This window comes from Nannocystis bainbridge (assembly GCF_028368995.1).
In the GTDB taxonomy this organism is placed as follows: domain Bacteria; phylum Myxococcota_A; class Polyangia; order Nannocystales; family Nannocystaceae; genus Nannocystis; species Nannocystis bainbridge.
In genome coordinates, this window is sequence record NZ_JAQNDL010000003.1 from 188,403 (window position 1) to 205,036 (window position 16,634).

The window sequence follows — 16,634 nt, forward strand, 5'->3', positions numbered from 1 at the left end:
GGACATCTTATTTCGAGCTCAGGCCGCGCCCTTGACCGGCGTCGTCGGGGCAGCCGCGGGGATCCCATAATACAGCCGCGCCGCCAGCCCGCCTTCCTCGGCGACGCGCTCGGCCGCCGCGCCGGCCACAAGCTCGATGCGCGCCCCCGCGGCCATCGCCAGCTCGGGCAGCCGCACCCGCAGGTCGACCTCGGCCAGCGGCCACGGCACCAGCAACAGCTCGACCTGCTTGTTCTTCAGGCAGTCGAGCACCGTGGCGATGCCGAGCGCCCCGCGGCCGCCGGCCTTGGCCAGGTCGACCACCTCGTCCACCAGCGCGCTCTCGTACGCGCGCTCGTGCTCGAGCGCGTGCGGCATCAGGTGGTCCCACGTCGCCTGGTCGGTCAGGTGCAGCGGCGTCGGCACGATCGCGATCACGGCCTTGCGGACCGTGTCGTGCATGAGGCCCTCGACCGCCCGCGCCGCGCCATCCATCCCTGCGAGCACGATCCGCTTCGCACCTGACTCTTCGAGCAGGTTCGCGCATTGCTCGGCGACCTGGCGGTAGAACCGGCGCGCATGATCCTCGATCGTCGCCTCGAAGGCGTCGCGGTTGCTGCCGCCCTGGGTGTAACCGCCCTCGCCGCGGCCGGTCGCCGGCAGGTATTTCGGCGGGAAGTCGTACTCGCGGACCTCGTTGTAGCGGGTCCCGCCGAGCCCGGCGCGGCCGAGCCGGGCGACGAAGAAGCGGACCTTCTCCGAGTCGACAAGGGCCACCACGTACGGCTCGTACTCGTCGAGCAGCCACAGCAGCGAGGCCACCGCCGGCCGCCCGAAGTGGACCTCCGGCGCCACGATCGGCACCTGCAGTCTCAGCACCTCCTCGCCGGTCGGGGTGAAGAACGCCGCCACCGCCTTGCACTCCGGCCGCAGCGTGGCGAAGAACTGTTCGGCCCGCGCCAGCAGCTCCGGCAGCGCCGGGTCGTCGGAACTCGCCTTCAGGTCGCGCAGCGAGTTCTTGACCAAAATCCGCCAGCCGGGCGTGCGGCCCTGATTCTCGAGCAGCGACGGGTCGACCTGGGCGTAGATCGAGAGCGTCTTGTCGGCCCCCGGTTGGCTGAGCACGCGATGGACATCGGTAATTTTGAGCATGCAGACCTCGTTGCCGCGAAGTCTGGGCAATTGCCGCGCTCGTGCAAACGCCGGACGAGCTCTGCCGCCGCGATCGCACCGCCGCTCGCCAATGGTGGCAGGCGCAGCCGCGACGCCGGCGCCGGGGCGACGGGTGCGCTCGGTGCATGCCTCGGGATCGCCGGCGGCCGCCCGCTCTCACGAGCGCTGATATTCCGGACTACGCATTCGCCGATCGACGCGAGCGACCAGCGAGCCCGACCTTTGGCGAATGTCCGTTCGGACATGTCTTACGAGACATGTCCCGAGTCGCGTCTCGAGCCCCGCTCGCTCAGCGCTCCACCGGCCCGAGCACCTCGGCGAGGAACCCGTCGATCGCCTGCTGCGCGCGGCGGGCCGCGTCGGCGTCGTATTGCAGCCCGCGCTCGGGCATCTGCGCGCCGGGGAACGTGAAAGCGTGCATCGCGTGCCCGTACGCGTGAAGCTGCCAGTCGGCGCGCGCGGCCGTCAGCTCGCGGGCCAGCACCAGCACGTCCTCCGGCGGCGCCACCGGGTCCTCCCAGCCGTGCAGCACCAGGATCTTGGCGGTGATGCGCGGCTGCTCGGCGAAGCCCGGCGGCTTCAGCACCCCGTGGATCGACACCACCCCGCGGACCCCGCCTGCGTTGCAGCGGGCAGCGTCGAGGGCACACAGGCCGCCGAAGCACCAGCCGATCACCACCAGCCGATCGGGGTCGACGAGCGGGTGCTGCCGGGCCGCCGCGACCCCGGCGACCAGACGATCGCGCAGGTGGCCGCGGTCGTTGAGCAGCGGCATCATCAGCCGCGCGTTGTCGCCGGTCTCCTCGCCGCGCACGCCCTTGCCATAGAGGTCGAGGGCGAACGCGACGCGCCCCTGGGCCGCGAATTCCTCGGCGCGGGCGCGGATCGATCCGTTCTGCCCGTCCCACGCGTGGGCCAGCACGACGCACGGCCGCGGCCGCCCGGTCGCGCCGTCGTGGGCGACGTAGGCCTCGCCCACGACATCACCGGCGGGGTAATCGACGAATTCGGTGATGAGCGGGCGGCTCGCGGCGGCGGTCATCGGTGACAATTGATTCGCACGAGCGGCCGTCCTCGACAAGCCCCCGCGCCGCCTCACGGCCCGCGCCGGTCCGCGTTCGCCGGCGGGAACGTCGCCAGCGACGCCGGCCGCGCCGCCTGCAGCCGGACCGCCGTCGCCTCGGCCGCCCGCAGCACGCGGAGCAGGTTGCGCCCGGCGAGCTTCTCCAGCTCCGCGTCGGTCCACCCGCGACGGGCCAGCTCGGCCAGCAAATGCGGGTACTTCGAGACGTCCTCGAGGCCGACCGGCGCCGCCGACATGCCGTCGAAATCGCCGCCCAGCCCGACGTGGTCGACGCCCGCCACCCGCCGCACGTGCTCGACGTGATCGGCGACCTGCGCCAGCGTCGCCCGCGGCTGCGGCTCGGCGTCGATCTCGGCCAGACGCAGGGCCCGGGCCGCGAGATCGCCGATCTTGGCCGCCTCGGCCCGCGCCTTCCGCCGGGCTTCGCGGGCCTCCCCGGCCGCCTGCGACACGTAGGCCGGCAGGAAGGTGACCATCACGATGCCACCATTGTCGGGGATCCGCCGCAACACGTCGTCAGGCACGTTGCGCGGCGTGTCGGCGATCGCCCGCGCCGACGAGTGGGAGAAGATGAGCGGCGCCTCGCTGACCCGCAGCGCGTCGTCCATGGTCGCCGGCGATACGTGCGAGAGGTCGACCAGCATGCCGAGCCGGTTCATCTCGCGCACGACCTCCTCGCCGAACGGGGTCAGGCCGCCGTGACGCGGCGGCAGCACGGCGCAGTCGGCCCAGTCGGTATGCACATTGTGGGTCAGCGTCAGGTAACGGACCCCGAGCGCGTGATAGGCCCGTAGCGTCCCCAGCGAATTGACGAGCGTGTGCCCGCCCTCGGCCCCGAGCAGCGACGCCACCCGCCCGGCGCGGAACGCCTGCTCGACCTCGTCGGCGGTCAGCGCCAGCGCGAGATCGTCAGGATAATGCGCGATCATCCGCCGGGCCAGATCGATCTGCTCGAGCTGCAGGCGCACGAGATCGCCGGCAGGCCGATCACCGGGCACGTACACCGACCAGAACTGCGCGCCGACCCGCCCCGCGCGCAGCCGCGGCAGATCGGTGTGACCGGGAGTGGCCGCGCGCAGGTCGTAGGCCGCCACGTCGCCGGGCGCCTGCTTGTATTCGCGGATCGTCCACGGCAAATCGTTGTGGCCGTCGATCAGCGGCACGCGGGCGAGCACCGCGTGGGCTCGTCCCAGCGGATCGTCCGCCAGCGCCGGATCGTTCGCCGACGCCGAATCAGCCGAATCCGATGAATCGCGGGTGGGGTCCGGCGCCGCCGCGCGCGGCGATTCAGGCCCCGCGATCGCGGTCGCCAGCCCAGCGCCCGGCAATGGCTCGGACACAGGCGCGGCGCGTCGCTCGGGCTCGGCCGGCGACGCGCACGCGAATGCGAAGAGAGCGAAGGTCGTCGCGCACGCTGAGAGAGACGGCCGCCGGCTCGTGGTCACCCCGCGACTCTATCACGGGCGCTCCTCCGGTTCCGCTCGCCGCTCGGGGCGCCGCATCGACCCTGAACGCTCCTCGTCGGAGAGCGGCGATTGCTGGCAATCGCGGCCGCGCCCCGACGAGCCCCCGCGATTTACAGCGGCGGCGGCGTGGGCGAAGGCGCCGGCGACGGGCCGGGCGGCTGCGGCGCCGGCGACGGGTTCGGAGGCGGCTGCGGCTGCGGCTGCGGCGGCTTCGGAGCCGGCGGCGGCGGATTGGGGTTCGGGTTCGGGTTCGGATTGGGGGTCGGCGTCGGCGACGGCGTGGGGTTGGGCGTCGGCGACGGCGCCGGCGGGCTCGGCTGCATCGCGTCGGCCGAGACCGCTGCCTCGGCCTCCGGCGCCGCGACAGCGACCAGCGTCAGCGCGGCGATCGCCGCCGCAGCGGACTTGAGCATGCGGGTCATGATGCGTTCTTTCATGCATCGACCGTAGGCAACCTCCCATCACCCGTCCAGCGGCGCGGCGGCCATGCCTGCACTCCTCACATTCACCGGCGGCGCGCATCTATCGCCGGAGCCGCCCTACCAGCGAGGCCAAGCACGCCGATCGCCGCCCAGGGGCCCCTCGCGCCGAGAAAGTGGCGGCGCGAGAAGCCTCGCTCGCGGATCGCCGCGGCGTTGCATGCTCTCGCGCCCGCACGGGTCGCGAGCACCGCGCTGCTCGCGCGAGCCGCCCTTGCACCGATTCCACACCTGCGATTCGCAATCCTCGCAGCCGGTGATCGCGGGCCGCGACAATCGCCTGAGTGCGCTTCTCACCTGACCTTCGCGCCAGGTTTGAATCATCGCGGCGACGCTGCCGGACCCAGCCCTGACCTCTCACCTGCGCTTCTCACGCGATCTCCTCAGGGCCGCGCAGATCCCCCTCTACGGCCCCCAGACAAATACTAAAGTTTTAACTTTACTTTCTGGCGGCCGCCTCGCATCCTCCACTGCATGCTCGATCCAGGCGCTGTCGACCGGGTGTTTCATGCGCTCGCGGACCCGACCCGGCGCGCTCTGGTCGAGCGGCTCGGCCGGGGCCCGGCGTCGGTCAAGGAGTTGGCCGCGCCGTTGCCCATGAGCCTCGCGGCGGTCGTGCAGCACGTCCAGGTGCTCGAGCAGAGCGGCGTCATCCGCACCGAGAAGATCGGGCGGGTCCGCAGCTGTCGCCTCGACCCGACCGGGCTGGACGTCGCCGGGCGGTGGATCGCGGAGCGTCGCGCCCTGTGGGAGCGCCGCCTCGATCGCCTGGGCGACCTGCTGGCCGAGCCCGATTCGCCCTGTGAGCAGCGAGCGCAGCCCCACGACCCCAACACCACGGAGGAACAGTCATGACCCCGGAGTCCGTCGTCCACAGCACCATCATCGTCGAGCGCACCTACCCCGTCCCGCCCGAGCGCGTCTTCGCGGCCTGGGCCGACCCCCGGCAGAAGCAGCGGTGGTTCGCCGACGGCGAGGAGGGCAGCGTGCTGCAATTCGACATGGACTTCCGCGAAGGCGGCCGCGAGACCGCCCGCTTCCGCAACGGGCCCGACGGCCCCGAGTTCCGCAACGACGGTCATTATCAGGACATCGTGCCCGATCGGCGGATCGTCATCGCCTATACCATGAGCAGCGGCGCGAAGCGGTTCTCCGCCTCGCTCGGCACCGTCGAGCTGCGGCCGCAGGCCGGCGGCACCCGGCTCGTCTACACCGAGCAGGCCGCCTTCTTCGAGGGCGCCGACGGCCCGCGCATGCGCGAGCAGGGCTGGCGCCAGCTGTTCGAGCGGCTCGCCGGCAAGCTCGACGCCCCGCGCTGAGCTCGGCGGCGGCCTCGCGCATTCCGCCGGCGATCAGCGCAGCGGCAATCGCAGCACCTGCACCGGCGACAGCCGCTCGTGCGGGAAGATCTGCCCGCCCGCGAAGCTGCGCAGCTGCGAGTTGGCGATATAGACCAGAGAATCGCCGTCCAGCACCCCCGTCGTCGGGATGTGAAAATCGGGGTGTCCCGCCTCGAGCACCCGCGCCGCGACGATCCGGTCCAGGCCCGCGGCCAGCGTCAATTGCACGATCCGCCCCCCGCCCGCGCTGTTGTCGATCCCGACCAGCGCGCCGCGGTGAAAATCCAGCCCGTCGAAACCGTGCGTCGCCACCCCGCGCGGGTGCGGCAGCGTGTGCAGCCGGCGAGTCGCCAGCGGGATCGCCGTCAACCCGCGCACGAAGTCGGCCACGAACAGGACGCCCCCGTCGTCCGACAGCGCGATCCCGTTGGGGTACGCGAATTCGCCGGCGGGGGCGACGACCTCGAATTGCGCGCCCGGCCCCGGTCGCAATCGCAACACCTCGCCCGCCTCGCTGTCGGTCAGGTACAGCGCGCCGTCGGCCGCGATCACCAGATCGTTGAGCAAATGTCGGCCCGGCGATTCGCGCGGGTAACGGGCCCGCGATCGACCGGTCGACGGATCGAGCTCGTGCAGGGCCGCCCGCCCGCGATGCTCGGCCTCGACGAAGCCCTGCATCTCCGGCAGGCCGGCGCTGGCCACCCACAGCGATCCGCGGCGCCGATCGAACTTCATGCCCAGCGGGCTATAGAGCCCGTTCGTGGCGTCGGCGACGGCGAGGTCGCGGGCCGCCCCGCCGCGCTCGACCGCCACGATCTTGCGCTTGTGAATGCTGCCGACGAAGAACGTGCCGGCGCCCGGGTCGTGGGCGATACCCTCGGGGATCAGCGCGCGGTCTGCCAGCGTGAATGCGCGGACGCTGGGCGAGGCCGGCAGGCGCGCGCGCGCGGCCGCGGCCAGGCGCTCCAGCGCGGGGCCGACGAGCCCCGGAAAGTCATGCGCCTGCGGCACGAGCAGGCTGCCCGCCGCGTCGAGCCGGCCCAGCACCGCGAGCGCCTCCTGCTCGCGCCCCGCGGCCGCCAGCACCGCCGCCCGCAGGTACTCGAGCGCCGGATCGCCGACATCGATCGCCGCCGCCGCGTCGAGCGCGACCAGCCCCGCCGCGAATTCCTGGCGCCCGAGCGCGGCCCCGAGCTGGCCGTACGCGGCCGTCAGCGCGCCCATCTCGGCCTCCGAGAGCCTCGCCGCGGCCGGCTCGCCCGCCGGCGCCGCCGGCTCGCCACGGGGCGTGCAGGCGGTCGCAAGGATGGCCAGCAGCAGCAGTCGTCGCATCCCCGCGACCCTATCCGAACTCGCGCGCCGCCTCGACCGCGGTGCAGCGCGCGGGCGCCCGCCCGTGACCGGCCGGGCACGATCGGTGACGCAGGTCGGTGATCGTCCCGCACGTCCCGCGGCACTTCAAGAGCGGGGCACGCCGCACGCAACCGGGTGATGGTCGCTGCAATTCTTGCCGGAGGGGCCCCGCCTTCTGCGTCGGGCCGTATGGCCGGGCCGACGACGCCAGGTCGAGGCGAGCAGCACGGCGCCTGCTCGTCGCATTCGAGGTCCTCATAAAAACGACCTCGGAGGACGACGGGAACGATACCAAGCGCCACTGTATAGACGTCGGATGGGCTCTCTCGCAAAACCAGTATGTTCCCCGCTACCCTGGGCCGCGGTCGCCTTTATGTTCGCCGCAGGGGCGACGCCGGGCCCGGCCGGGGCCGATGTCGCCGGTCCGCCCGGTCCGAGCCGCGTCCTCGACGGATTTGAGGTCGAACCGTGCGCCTGGCCCTCGGCCGTCTATCTCCCGGATTCGAGCGGATTCTGCAGCGGCGTCCACATCGGCGGGCGGATCGTGCTCACCGAGGCCCATTGCCTCGAGGACACCTACGAGACCGAAGTTTCATGCCAGGAGAACGCCGATTGCCCCGAGCAGGACGCGTTCGGCAACCCCCTGGCGCTGAGCTGCGAGGACCTCGGCGGCGGTGAGGGCGTCTGCCGCGACACCGCCTCGCTGATCGTCAATTCCCTGCCGTCGGTCCTGTTCGGCGAGTCCTACCCGAACCACGACGGCCACCCGCGCCGCACGATCCCCGTCGAGTACTGCCGCCAGCGAGAGGTCGGAAAAAAGCCCGCTTTCGACTTCGCTTATTGTGTGCTGAGCGAAGACCCCGCGGTCCAGCCAGTGCCGATGATGATGCACTGCGAGGCCGACCAGTTTTTGACAAAGGGCGCGCCGCTGGTCGCCATCGGCTTCGGCAGCGAGGACCTCGACGACAAGCCGCCGCCGAAGGGCACCAAGCGCTTCCTCCTCTCGTCGCTGAAGTTCGACGCCTCGTCGATCGGCAACATCTCCCATACGCCGTGGATCGGCGCCGGTGACGCGCCGGGGCTGGCGGAGGGCGACTCCGGTGGGCCGCTGTTCGTGCAGCTGCCCGACAAGACGTGGCGGCTCGTGGGCCTGGCCGAGACGGCGATCTCGCACACGCACGTGTGGATGCACGTCGCTTGGATGCTCGAGGACCCGCACGTCGTCGCCGAGCAGAGCAAGATCTTGCCGTGCCACACGGCGGACGGGAAATGGGCGCCCACGCCGTCCTGCGGGCAGTTCCCGCTGGCCCCCGACCTCCCCCAGGGCGACTGGACCCGCGGCGCCTTCGCCTGCCATCACCCCGAGGTCAGCGGCCCGAGCACCACCTGCGGTCAGCCTTTCTCGTCGCTCGCCGCGCAAGACCTGCCGCCGGGGTCCATGGACGATCGCACGGAGGTCTCTGCATCGCCGGATCGCAGCAATCAAAAAATCGCGCTGCTTGGCCCCCTGCTGGCCGGAGGCCTCGGCCTGTGGGCCTCGCAGCGGCGGAGGAACCGTCATGACTGAACATCGTCTCGCTGCGATCGCACTCGGCGTTCTCGCGGCCTGCTCGCCCGGCGGCGGTGACGACGGCTCGGCCACGGCCGGTGATACCGCGTTCACGACCACCGGCGAACCAGTGGAGACCTTCCCGACCGAAGGCAGCGCCTCCGACTCCGGCTTCAACCCCGATTTCCGCCGCGTGCTCGGCGGCACCACCGTCGAGTCCGCCTATACGCGGGTCCGGGTCGGTCAGCTCGATCGCGTCGATGCGACCGGCTGCTGCGCCGACTATGTGCTCGCGGGGCCGGCCCAGAACCACGTAAAGATCCTCTTCGGCGCGCCCTCCCGCGGCCTGTTGTTCCTCGCGGACACCCCCGATCAGGCGTTCACCATGGGCCCGGCGACCGTCGGCATCGACGACATCGTGGTCGGCGATTTTGATGCCGACGGCCGCGAGGACGTGCTCGCGCTCCGCAGCGACGGGATCGTCGGCATTCGCCGCGGCGTGGGCGTCGCCGCGCCGGCCCTCGTGCTCTCCGAGCAGCTGATCGAGGTCCCGCTGACGACCAAGCACACCCGGGGCCGCCGCTCGCTTGCGCTCGCCGACCTCGACTGTCTCGGCAAGCCCGACCTCGTCGCCGTCTCGCCCGCGGACGACCACGTGGTGTACGCTCTGGCGGTGCCTGGTGATGTGTTCAGCCCCGCGCAAGTCCATGCGACCGGCGCCGGCACGGCCCCGCAGCAGCTCGCTGTCGGCGACGTCGACGGGGACGGCGACAACGACATCATCACCGGCAACAGCCACGGCTCGGCCTCGGTCCTGCGCAACGAATGCGCCGGCGCCTTCGCGCCCGCCGTCGAGTTCCCCCTCTTCACAAAACCGTTCGACACGCCCGGCATGCAGGTCGCCATCGGTCGCATGTGCATCGGCGAGACGACCTCGCATTGGCCGGCCATCGCCCTCGGCCACGCCGACCAGGTCTTCATCCTCTGCGGCAACAGCAAGGGCACCTTCGACGCGATCGACGAGGAGCCGTCGGCCGCGTTCGGCGTGCCCGTCGACTACATCATGGACAGCAACGAGAAAGGTACCGATGACGGCGCCACGGTGTTCCAGCTGCAGTACTGGGAGCCGACGCTCAGCCTGCACGTGCTGTGGTCGGGGCAACAAGAGGTCGTGCGCTTCGTCGCCTCGCCCCTGGCAGGATCCGTCGGCCCCGGGGTGCCGGTCGCAGATCTCGCAGGCCGGGACTTCATCATGGGCGAGGGCCACAAGTCCTTCGCGCTCCATCGCAGCCAGGCAGCGGCCGGTTTACAGTGGACACATATCGTACGACTCGTGCAAGGCAGTTCCTTGACCGACATCGGTTTTGCGAGGTGAAACATGCGGGTATATGCACCCCTCTCCATCGTGTTCGGTTGGTCCCTGGCCGCTTGTGGCGAAGACCCGGCCGAACCTGATCTGGAAGCCATCAGCCGCGACTATTGTACCATCGTTCAAGAGTGCAATCCTGCGGCTGCCTTTCCCAGCCAGGAGGAGTGTGAGGCCCACTCCTCGCAGGAATACGCCCTCGCGCGAAAAGACGATCCCCCGTGCTTCGAAGCGCTCATGAACTGGGAGGCTTGCGTGGGCGCGCTGGAAAATTGCGAAGAGTATGACCTCTATCTATACGCCATGGGCACGCAATGCCTGGAGGAACGCGATGAATTCTATAACTATTGCATGGTCATCTAGGATATTGACCGCAGCCTTCGTAATGTTCACCGCCTGCGCCGACCGAGCCCTCGAGGACGGCGCATCGGAGAGCTCGACCACCCTCGCCGCGGAGACGGCGGACCCCAGCGAGCATCCCGAGGCCGACACGATCGCGCGGCGCTGCGCGTGGATCGTCGACTGCCAGTTCGGCTGGGACGAGCGCGCCGAGTGCGAGCGCGACCACGCGGCGCGCCTCGCCGGCTATCGCGCGGACGACACCGCGTCGCTCGACTGCGTCCCCGCGACCCTCGATTTCTGGGCCTGCGGCAACGAGGCCACCGACTGCAGGGAGTTCTGGTTCAGCTGGGGGCTGCTCGAACACAACGAGCGGTGCGGCGACGCCAAGGAGCGGGTCTGCGAGGCCCGCTGCGGCGGCTGCGTCAGCGACACCTGACGCCGCTCATTGCTGGTACCAGTCGTCGAACGGTGCCAGCGCCCACAGCACCGTCTTCCACGTCGTGTACGTATCGACCGCCTGCGGCCCGCAGTCGCGGCCGAAGCCTGACGACTTCACCCCGCCGAACGGCACCTCGACCGGCGTCGGGTTGTAGTTGTTGATCCACACATAGCCCGACTGCAGCTCCTGCGTGCACCGCAGCGCCCGCTGCACGCTCCCCGTCCATGCCCCGGCCGCCAGCCCGAACTCGGTCGCGTTGGCCAGCGCGATCGCCTCGTCGTCCGTCGTGAACTTCGTGATGGTCACCACCGGCCCGAAGATCTCCTCCTGGAACACGCGGTGCTCCGGCTTCACCTCTGCCAGCACCGTCGGCAGGTACCAGTGCCCGCGCGCGAAGTGCTGCTCGGCCGGCGGCGGCCCGCCGCACAGCCGCTTCGCCCCCTCCGCCAGCCCGACCTCCACGTAGTCCGCGACCTTGCGCGCGTGCGCGGCCGAGATCAGCGCGCCCATCTGGCTGCGCTCGTCGAGCGGCGGCAGCACGCGGATCGCCCGCGCGCGCTCGACCAGGCGGGCCACGAAGCGCTCGTAGATCCCCGCCTGCACGAGCAGGCGGCTGCCCGCGTTGCAGTTCTCGCCCTGATTATAAAAGATGCCGAACGCCGCGCCGGCGCTGGCGCGCTCGAGGTCGGCGTCGTCGAACACGATGTTGGGTGATTTGCCGCCGAGCTCGAGCTGCGTCGGTCGCAGCAGATCGGCGCGCGCGTGCAGCACCTTGCGCCCGGTCACCACCCCGCCGGTGAACGCCAGCACGTCGACGTGGGGGTGGCTCGCCAGCGGCGCGCCGGCGTCGCTCCCGGTGCCGCAGACGACGTTGAACACCCCCGGCGGCACCCCAGCCGCCAGCGCCAGCTCGGCCGCCGCCAGCATCGTCAGGCTCGTCAGCTCGCTGGGCTTGAGCACCACGCTGCAGCCGCTGCACAGCGCCGGCGCGAACTTCCACGCGCCGACGTACAGCGGGAAGTTCCATGGCGTGATCTGCCCGACCACCCCGGCCGGCTCGCGGATCACCGTGGCGAAGCTGTTGCCCGGCACGCGCGTGGTCTGCCCGAACAGCTGCGACGCCAGGCCGGCGTAGTACTCGAGGATCTCCGCGGTGCCGACGATGTCGGCGCGGGCCTCGGCGATCGGCTTGCCGCTGTCGCGCGTCTCGAGCCACGCCAGCGCCTCGGCCTCGTCGCGGATCGCCCGCGCGAACGCCCACAGCACGCGCCCGCGGTGGGCCGGGTCGGCGCGCGACCAGGCGCCGGCGACGAAGCTGGCGCGCGCAGCCCGGACCGCGCGATCGATGTCCTCGGCGCCACCCGCGGGGATCGTGGCGAAGATCTCGCCGGTGGCCGGGTCCTCGACGGGCAACGTCGCGCCGCCCGTCGACGGCACCACGCGGCCGTCGATCACGTGGCCCTGAGGGTGGAGGAAGCGCGCGGCGCCGGCGGGGATCGTGGCAGTGCTCATGAGGACGGCGGCGAGTCTACCCGTGAAGGCGTCACCGCGGATACCGCCGAACGCCCGGCTCGGGCGACCGCCGCGGGCGCTGGTATCCTCGCCGCCATGGTCACCGAGACGCCCGTGTTCGCCGCCCTCCTGCTCCTGCTCGTCACGCTGCTGGCCGTGAACACCTCGCTCACGCGCATGCGCCTGCAGATCCGCCTCGGCGACGGCGGCGACGAACGCATGACTCGCGCCATTCGCGCGCACGCCAACGCGTTCGAGCATGTGCTGCCATTCGTCCTGCTGCTGTTCTTCTACGAGCAATCGGGCGCCTGCGCGACCGCCATTCGCTGGTTCGGCGGGCTGTTCCTGGCGGCGCGGCTCGGCCACGCGATCGGCATGCTGCGCGGCCCGTTCAACCTGCTGCGCTTCGGCGCCTCGCTCACCGCCGTGCTCGAGGTGTGGCTGGCGCTGTCGCTGCTGCGCAACCTCCTGTGACGGTCACTGCGGCAGCCGCAAGTCCAGGAACCCGTCGACCACCGCGCGCGAGAGCACGTTCGGCAATGCCGGCACGATCGCCGCGGCCGCCGCCGGCACCTCGTCCGGGTGAATCACCGCGACCTGCACCGCGCGCGCGGACTCGTCGAGCAGGAACAGGTAATAACGATCGTCCTGCGCCCGCCGCCACGCCGGGCCCTCGGCCGACGCCGGATCGTCGGCGTCGATCACCGCCCCGTGGTCCATCGCCGTCAGGCTGTTGACGTCGACCAGATCGGCGTCGCCCGGGAACTGCTCGATGCCGCACGACTCGATCCCGCAAGTCACCCCGCCGAGCGAGCCGACCTGATACGAGCGAATGCCGGTGCTGATGATGTCGCGGTTGCCCCACTGCGGCCCGGACGCCTCCGGAATCACCTCGAACACGTTGATCTGCCCGCAGCCATCGCCCAATTGGCCATTGTCGGTATTATTAAAACAATGACATGGGTGGTAGCCCGACCAGCCGTCGCGGTTCAGCTCCGACGGCGACACCCCGATCCACGGCGCGTCCTGCTCCCGCTCGTCCTCGCCGTCGGCGATGCAGCTGAGCGGCGACAGCCCGGGATCGTCGGCGTACGGCATCGACGCCAGCAGCACGACGAGCTTCGAGCCGGCCCAGCCGTGGTAATCGAGGTCCGACCCGGGGCAGTACGGCTCGCTGCCGGGGCCGCACGGGAACGGCTGCGCCTGCATCGCATAATAGGCGCAGTTGTTGCCGAGGTCGCCGAGCAGCTCCTTCGCCCCGTTCGGGCCCGACAGCTGGAGGTTGTACGGCTGGTCCGGGGTGCGGCGGTCCCACAGCGAGCGGATCGCCCACGGGCCGTCGCTCGGCCCGAGCGGCTGATACACCGCCAGCGCCTTGATGCGCAGCGGCCCCTCGAGCACCAGGTGGAGCTGCTCGTTGAACGGCGTCAGTCGGTCGGAGGTCACCTCGTGCCGCGTGCGGCAGCAGAACTCGGAGCCCCACCCGAAATCGATGGTCTCCGACTGCACGTCGCAGCGCGCATCGCCGGGCTCGGCCTCGATCCGGCGGCCCCAGTAGCCGGGCGCGCCGATGTTGGTAAACGTCAGCGTCCCGCCGCGCGTGGGCTCGCCGTCGTTGTCCGGCTCGACCGGCGGATGCGGCGGCGCGTGCGGCTCGTCGAGGTCGTCCCAGCCGCCCGTGTCGGGCTCGCCCGCCGACGTCGACCCGCCCGCCGATGTCGGCTCTCCTGCCGACGTCGGCTCGCCCGCCGAAGTCGGCTCGCCCGCCGAAGTCGGCTCTCCCGCCGACGTCGATCCGCCGGCCGAAGATGGCCCCCCGTTCGCGCCGCACGCGGTGATCACCGCCAGCAGCGACAGCGCGCGCTGCCAGTCCCTCACAGGTCCTCGATGATGGCGAACACGTGGTCGCCGCGGTCCTGGAACACCGGGCCGTTGACGATGAAGCGGCCGTTCGCGTCGTTGAGCGAGTGGACCTCGGGCCCCTCGCCGGTCGGGATCCACTCCTGATTGGGCTGCTGTTCATACGACAGCGTGCCGAGCAGCTCCGTCTTGTCCTCCTGGCCCAAATAGCGGTACAGCGTGATCTTGTAGAGTTGCTCGCTCGTCGGGATGTCGCCCATCGCCGTCCTCGCCGCGCGCAGCTCCGGCCATGTGAAGCCCTCCGCGTGGGCGAAGTTGTAGCCCGCGCGATCGCAGCCGCCCGAGTACGGCTTGTGGAAGTTGCCCGGCGAGTTGAGGCCCGGCGCCCCGTCGTCCTCCCAGATCGCCACCTCCTCCATCGGCCGGCCCTTGTGGCCCCAATACTTGTGCCCCGGCGCCCCGGCCGACGCGTAGCCCGGCAGGAACGTCTCCGACGGGTAGTAGGATTCGTTGCCCGGGAACTGCGTGCGCGTGGTCGGCACCGGCGCGCTCGCCCGGTTGATCGTCACGCACGCGTGATAGTCGTCCCAGCCGTCGTCGTGATTGGCGACGGTGGCCCGCTCCGGCTTCGGCACGTAGACCTTGCCCTCGGGATCGACGTAGAGGCCGAAGTTGAGCTGCCAGTTCGCCCCGTGGCGCGGCCACTCGAACCCGTGCGAGTCGGGCGCCTCCGGGTTCAGGAAGAACATCGTGTAGCCGTCGCCCTCGGGGTGCACCACCCACGTGGGCCGAAAGCCGGTGAAGTTGATCGGGTCGTCGGGCAGCGGGTCCTGGTTGTACGTCGAATAGCCGTACTCGTAGCCCGCGTTGACGTGATAGACGAACGGCCGCATCCCGCCGTTTTCGGCGACGAGCTCCGCCGGATCGTCATTTTCGCCGATCGCCCAGCCCTTGTTCTTGGCCCCCGGCATCCAGGCGACGTCGTCGGTGACGCCCGCGATCCACGGCACCTCGAAGTCGCTGTCGACGATGTAGTGGGTCTCGGTCTCCTCGATCGGGAATTCCTTGCCGCACTGGACCGCCGACAGCGTGTAGCTCCACGGCATCGCCGTGATGATCGGATACGGCTGGCCCTCGAACGTCGTGTCGGCGAGTGGGATCACCCGATAGATGTCCGAGAACGGCGTCGTATTGTCGACGCCGTCGACGCTGCAGCCCGCGGGCGGTGGTTGCCCCGTCCCCCCGGAGCCGTCGGTCCCGTCGGAGCCGTCGGTCCCATCGGTCGGGTCGGTCCCGTCGGAGCCGGGGTTGCCCCCGGTCGCATCGGTCGCCTCGGTCCCGCCGGTCGCCTCGGTCCCGCCGGCGCCGTCGGTCTCGTCGCTCGGATTCGTCGCCGAGCATGCGACCATCATCAGCGACACCCACAGGATCCTGCCCTCGACCGCGTTCCGCATGCATGCAGCGTATCGGACCGCGCAGACCGGCGGAAGCACGAAAAGCGAGCGCGGGAGGTGTGATACGCACCCTCGGCAAAGAGGTCTATCGCCACCCATGGCGGCAAATCGTGGGCTGCGGCCTCCAGACGTCTGCGCGAGCGGTCGGTCCTTACCCCTGCGGCTGCTCGGCCATCGCCCGAGCGCGATACTCGGTGATTCCATGCACCGCGGAGCCGCGACCTCGCGCGGGCGCACCATTGGGGGCACCGCGCTCGCCTGCACGATCCTCAGCGCCTTCGCTGCGGCTTCGTGGGGAACAGCGCCGCTACCCGCTCGCGCAACCACTTGTGAGCCACGTCGTCCTGGCGCGACGCCGCGTAGAGCAGCCCGAAGCGGACCTCCGGCAGCTCGAGCGGCGGCGCGAACGTCACCAGCGGCGCGTGGCGGACGTACTCTGTCACCAGGCTGCGCGGGGCCGTCACCAGCAGATCGGTGCGGGCCGCGATCGCCAGCGCCGTCTGGAAGCACGGCGTGCGCAGCACCACCCGGCGCGCGCGGCCGAGGCTCGCCAGGTGATTGTCGACCACCCCGCCCGGCAGCGCGCGCGGGGCCACCAGCACGTGGCGGGCCGCCAGATAGCGCTCGAGCGTCAGCCGCCCCGGCGCGTGCTCGGCCGCGATCGCCACCACGAACGGGTCGCGCAGCAGCGGCCGCAGCATCAGCCCGCCGCGCTCCGAGAACGAGGCCCCGAGCGCCAGGTCGGCCTCGCCGCGCTGGACCACGTCCTCGACCGCGTCGCCCACGATCTGCGTCACCACGTCGATGCCCGGCGCCTCGCACGCCAGCGCCGTCAGCAGCCGCGGCAACACCACCAGCTCCGCGTAGTCGGCCGCGATGATGCGAAAGCTGGCCTTCAGCGTCGCCGGGGCGAACCCCTCGCCGGCCTGGAACACCCGGCCCACGGCCGCCAGCGCCTCCGCCAGCGGCCCGCGCAGCGCCAGCACCCGCTCGGTCGGCGCCAGCTTGCGACCGACGCGCACGAACAGCGGATCGCCGAGCGCCGCCCGCAGCCGCCGCAGCGCGTGGCTGATCGCGCTCTGCGTCAGCCCGAGCTCTCGGGCCGCGCGGACGGTGCTGTGCGTGCGCAGCAGGACGTCGAGCACGCGCAGGTGGCCCAGATCGATCCCCGACGTATGAACCAGATTCATGGCTGACATGACGACGATGAGCTTCATGATGCCATGCTCCGGGCGCAC

Annotated in this window: 16 protein-coding genes; 7 read left to right on the plus strand and 9 right to left on the minus strand. The window is 71.1% G+C overall.

Annotated elements, in window-relative coordinates:
• Positions 1-18: 18 nt before the first annotated feature.
• From POL25_RS26185 to POL25_RS26200, 4 genes are all read right to left on the minus strand, one after another.
• Entirely contained in the window at positions 19-1,131 is a 1,113-nt protein-coding gene (locus POL25_RS26185) for a VLRF1 family aeRF1-type release factor (protein WP_272088924.1), read from the minus strand.
• A 310-nt stretch (positions 1,132-1,441) separates the two neighbouring features.
• On the minus strand, positions 1,442-2,194 hold the full coding sequence (locus POL25_RS26190) for a dienelactone hydrolase family protein (protein ID WP_272088925.1): 753 nt from the start codon (positions 2,192-2,194) through the stop codon (positions 1,442-1,444).
• A 53-nt stretch (positions 2,195-2,247) separates the two neighbouring features.
• A complete protein-coding gene (locus POL25_RS26195) occupies positions 2,248-3,444 on the minus strand; it encodes a dipeptidase (RefSeq protein ID WP_373372129.1) in 1,197 nt (398 codons plus the stop codon).
• A 368-nt stretch (positions 3,445-3,812) separates the two neighbouring features.
• Positions 3,813-4,139 (minus strand): hypothetical protein, encoded by a 327-nt coding sequence (locus POL25_RS26200; protein ID WP_272088927.1) that lies wholly within the window; start codon positions 4,137-4,139, stop codon positions 3,813-3,815.
• Positions 4,140-4,655: 516 nt separating this feature from the next.
• Here POL25_RS26200 and POL25_RS26205 point away from each other — a divergent pair.
• Complete coding sequence (locus POL25_RS26205) at positions 4,656-5,036, plus strand: ArsR/SmtB family transcription factor (protein ID WP_272088928.1); 381 nt, start codon at positions 4,656-4,658, stop codon at positions 5,034-5,036.
• A complete protein-coding gene (locus POL25_RS26210) occupies positions 5,033-5,500 on the plus strand; it encodes an SRPBCC family protein (RefSeq protein ID WP_272088929.1) in 468 nt (155 codons plus the stop codon). The genes POL25_RS26205 and POL25_RS26210 overlap by 4 nt, the downstream gene beginning before the upstream one ends.
• A 33-nt stretch (positions 5,501-5,533) precedes the next feature.
• Here POL25_RS26210 and POL25_RS26215 read toward each other — a convergent pair whose 3' ends face one another.
• Positions 5,534-6,853 carry an SMP-30/gluconolactonase/LRE family protein gene (locus tag POL25_RS26215; RefSeq protein ID WP_272088930.1) on the minus strand — a complete coding sequence of 440 codons (1,320 nt, stop codon included), beginning with the start codon at positions 6,851-6,853 and terminating at the stop codon, positions 5,534-5,536.
• A gap of 394 nt (positions 6,854-7,247) precedes the next feature.
• On the opposite strand from POL25_RS26215, the gene POL25_RS26220 reads away from it, so the two are divergent.
• From POL25_RS26220 to POL25_RS26235, 4 genes are read left to right on the plus strand one after another with little or no spacing between them, the layout of a single operon-like run.
• The gene (locus POL25_RS26220; RefSeq protein WP_272088931.1) at positions 7,248-8,441 is read left to right on the plus strand and encodes a trypsin-like serine protease; all 1,194 of its coding nucleotides are present in this window, start codon (positions 7,248-7,250) and stop codon (positions 8,439-8,441) included.
• Positions 8,434-9,798 carry an FG-GAP-like repeat-containing protein gene (locus POL25_RS26225; RefSeq protein ID WP_272088932.1) on the plus strand — a complete coding sequence of 455 codons (1,365 nt, stop codon included), beginning with the start codon at positions 8,434-8,436 and terminating at the stop codon, positions 9,796-9,798. Before POL25_RS26220 ends, POL25_RS26225 begins: the two co-directional genes overlap by 8 nt.
• A 30-nt stretch (positions 9,799-9,828) precedes the next feature.
• A complete protein-coding gene (locus POL25_RS26230) occupies positions 9,829-10,152 on the plus strand; it encodes a hypothetical protein (RefSeq protein ID WP_272088933.1) in 324 nt (107 codons plus the stop codon).
• Positions 10,153-10,156: 4 nt separating this feature from the next.
• On the plus strand, positions 10,157-10,567 hold the full coding sequence (locus POL25_RS26235) for a hypothetical protein (RefSeq protein WP_272088934.1): 411 nt from the start codon (positions 10,157-10,159) through the stop codon (positions 10,565-10,567).
• A 6-nt stretch (positions 10,568-10,573) separates the two neighbouring features.
• Here POL25_RS26235 and POL25_RS26240 read toward each other — a convergent pair whose 3' ends face one another.
• Entirely contained in the window at positions 10,574-12,082 is a 1,509-nt protein-coding gene (locus tag POL25_RS26240; protein ID WP_272088935.1) for an aldehyde dehydrogenase family protein, read from the minus strand.
• A 96-nt stretch (positions 12,083-12,178) separates the two neighbouring features.
• Between POL25_RS26240 and POL25_RS26245 the strand changes: the two genes are divergently transcribed.
• Positions 12,179-12,556 (plus strand): MAPEG family protein, encoded by a 378-nt coding sequence (locus POL25_RS26245; RefSeq protein ID WP_272088936.1) that lies wholly within the window; start codon positions 12,179-12,181, stop codon positions 12,554-12,556.
• A 3-nt stretch (positions 12,557-12,559) separates the two neighbouring features.
• Here POL25_RS26245 and POL25_RS26250 read toward each other — a convergent pair whose 3' ends face one another.
• The 3 genes from POL25_RS26250 to POL25_RS26260 form a co-directional block, all read right to left on the minus strand.
• Positions 12,560-13,960 (minus strand): DUF2403 domain-containing lipoprotein, encoded by a 1,401-nt coding sequence (locus tag POL25_RS26250; protein WP_272088937.1) that lies wholly within the window; start codon positions 13,958-13,960, stop codon positions 12,560-12,562.
• On the minus strand, positions 13,957-15,396 hold the full coding sequence (locus POL25_RS26255; protein ID WP_272088938.1) for a hypothetical protein: 1,440 nt from the start codon (positions 15,394-15,396) through the stop codon (positions 13,957-13,959). Before POL25_RS26255 ends, POL25_RS26250 begins: the two co-directional genes overlap by 4 nt.
• A 269-nt stretch (positions 15,397-15,665) precedes the next feature.
• Positions 15,666-16,613: a LysR family transcriptional regulator gene (locus tag POL25_RS26260; protein WP_272088939.1), complete on the minus strand. Its 948-nt coding sequence runs from the start codon at positions 16,611-16,613 to the stop codon at positions 15,666-15,668.
• Between the last annotated feature and the right edge of the window lie 21 nt (positions 16,614-16,634).

Bases quoted from the DNA above. Each gene is read 5' to 3' on its own strand.
- POL25_RS26185 (WP_272088924.1), bottom strand. From the start codon at position 1,131: ATGCTCAAAATTACCGATGTCCATCGCGTGCTCAGCCAACCGGGGGCC.
- POL25_RS26190 (WP_272088925.1), bottom strand. From the start codon at position 2,194: ATGACCGCCGCCGCGAGCCGCCCGCTCATCACCGAATTCGTCGATTAC.
- POL25_RS26200 (WP_272088927.1), bottom strand. From the start codon at position 4,139: ATGAAAGAACGCATCATGACCCGCATGCTCAAGTCCGCTGCGGCGGCG.
- POL25_RS26205 (WP_272088928.1), top strand. From the start codon at position 4,656: ATGCTCGATCCAGGCGCTGTCGACCGGGTGTTTCATGCGCTCGCGGAC.
- POL25_RS26210 (WP_272088929.1), top strand. From the start codon at position 5,033: ATGACCCCGGAGTCCGTCGTCCACAGCACCATCATCGTCGAGCGCACC.
- POL25_RS26215 (WP_272088930.1), bottom strand. From the start codon at position 6,853: ATGCGACGACTGCTGCTGCTGGCCATCCTTGCGACCGCCTGCACGCCC.
- POL25_RS26220 (WP_272088931.1), top strand. From the start codon at position 7,248: ATGTTCGCCGCAGGGGCGACGCCGGGCCCGGCCGGGGCCGATGTCGCC.
- POL25_RS26225 (WP_272088932.1), top strand. From the start codon at position 8,434: ATGACTGAACATCGTCTCGCTGCGATCGCACTCGGCGTTCTCGCGGCC.
- POL25_RS26240 (WP_272088935.1), bottom strand. From the start codon at position 12,082: ATGAGCACTGCCACGATCCCCGCCGGCGCCGCGCGCTTCCTCCACCCT.
- POL25_RS26245 (WP_272088936.1), top strand. From the start codon at position 12,179: ATGGTCACCGAGACGCCCGTGTTCGCCGCCCTCCTGCTCCTGCTCGTC.
- POL25_RS26255 (WP_272088938.1), bottom strand. From the start codon at position 15,396: ATGCGGAACGCGGTCGAGGGCAGGATCCTGTGGGTGTCGCTGATGATG.
- POL25_RS26260 (WP_272088939.1), bottom strand. From the start codon at position 16,613: ATGAAGCTCATCGTCGTCATGTCAGCCATGAATCTGGTTCATACGTCG.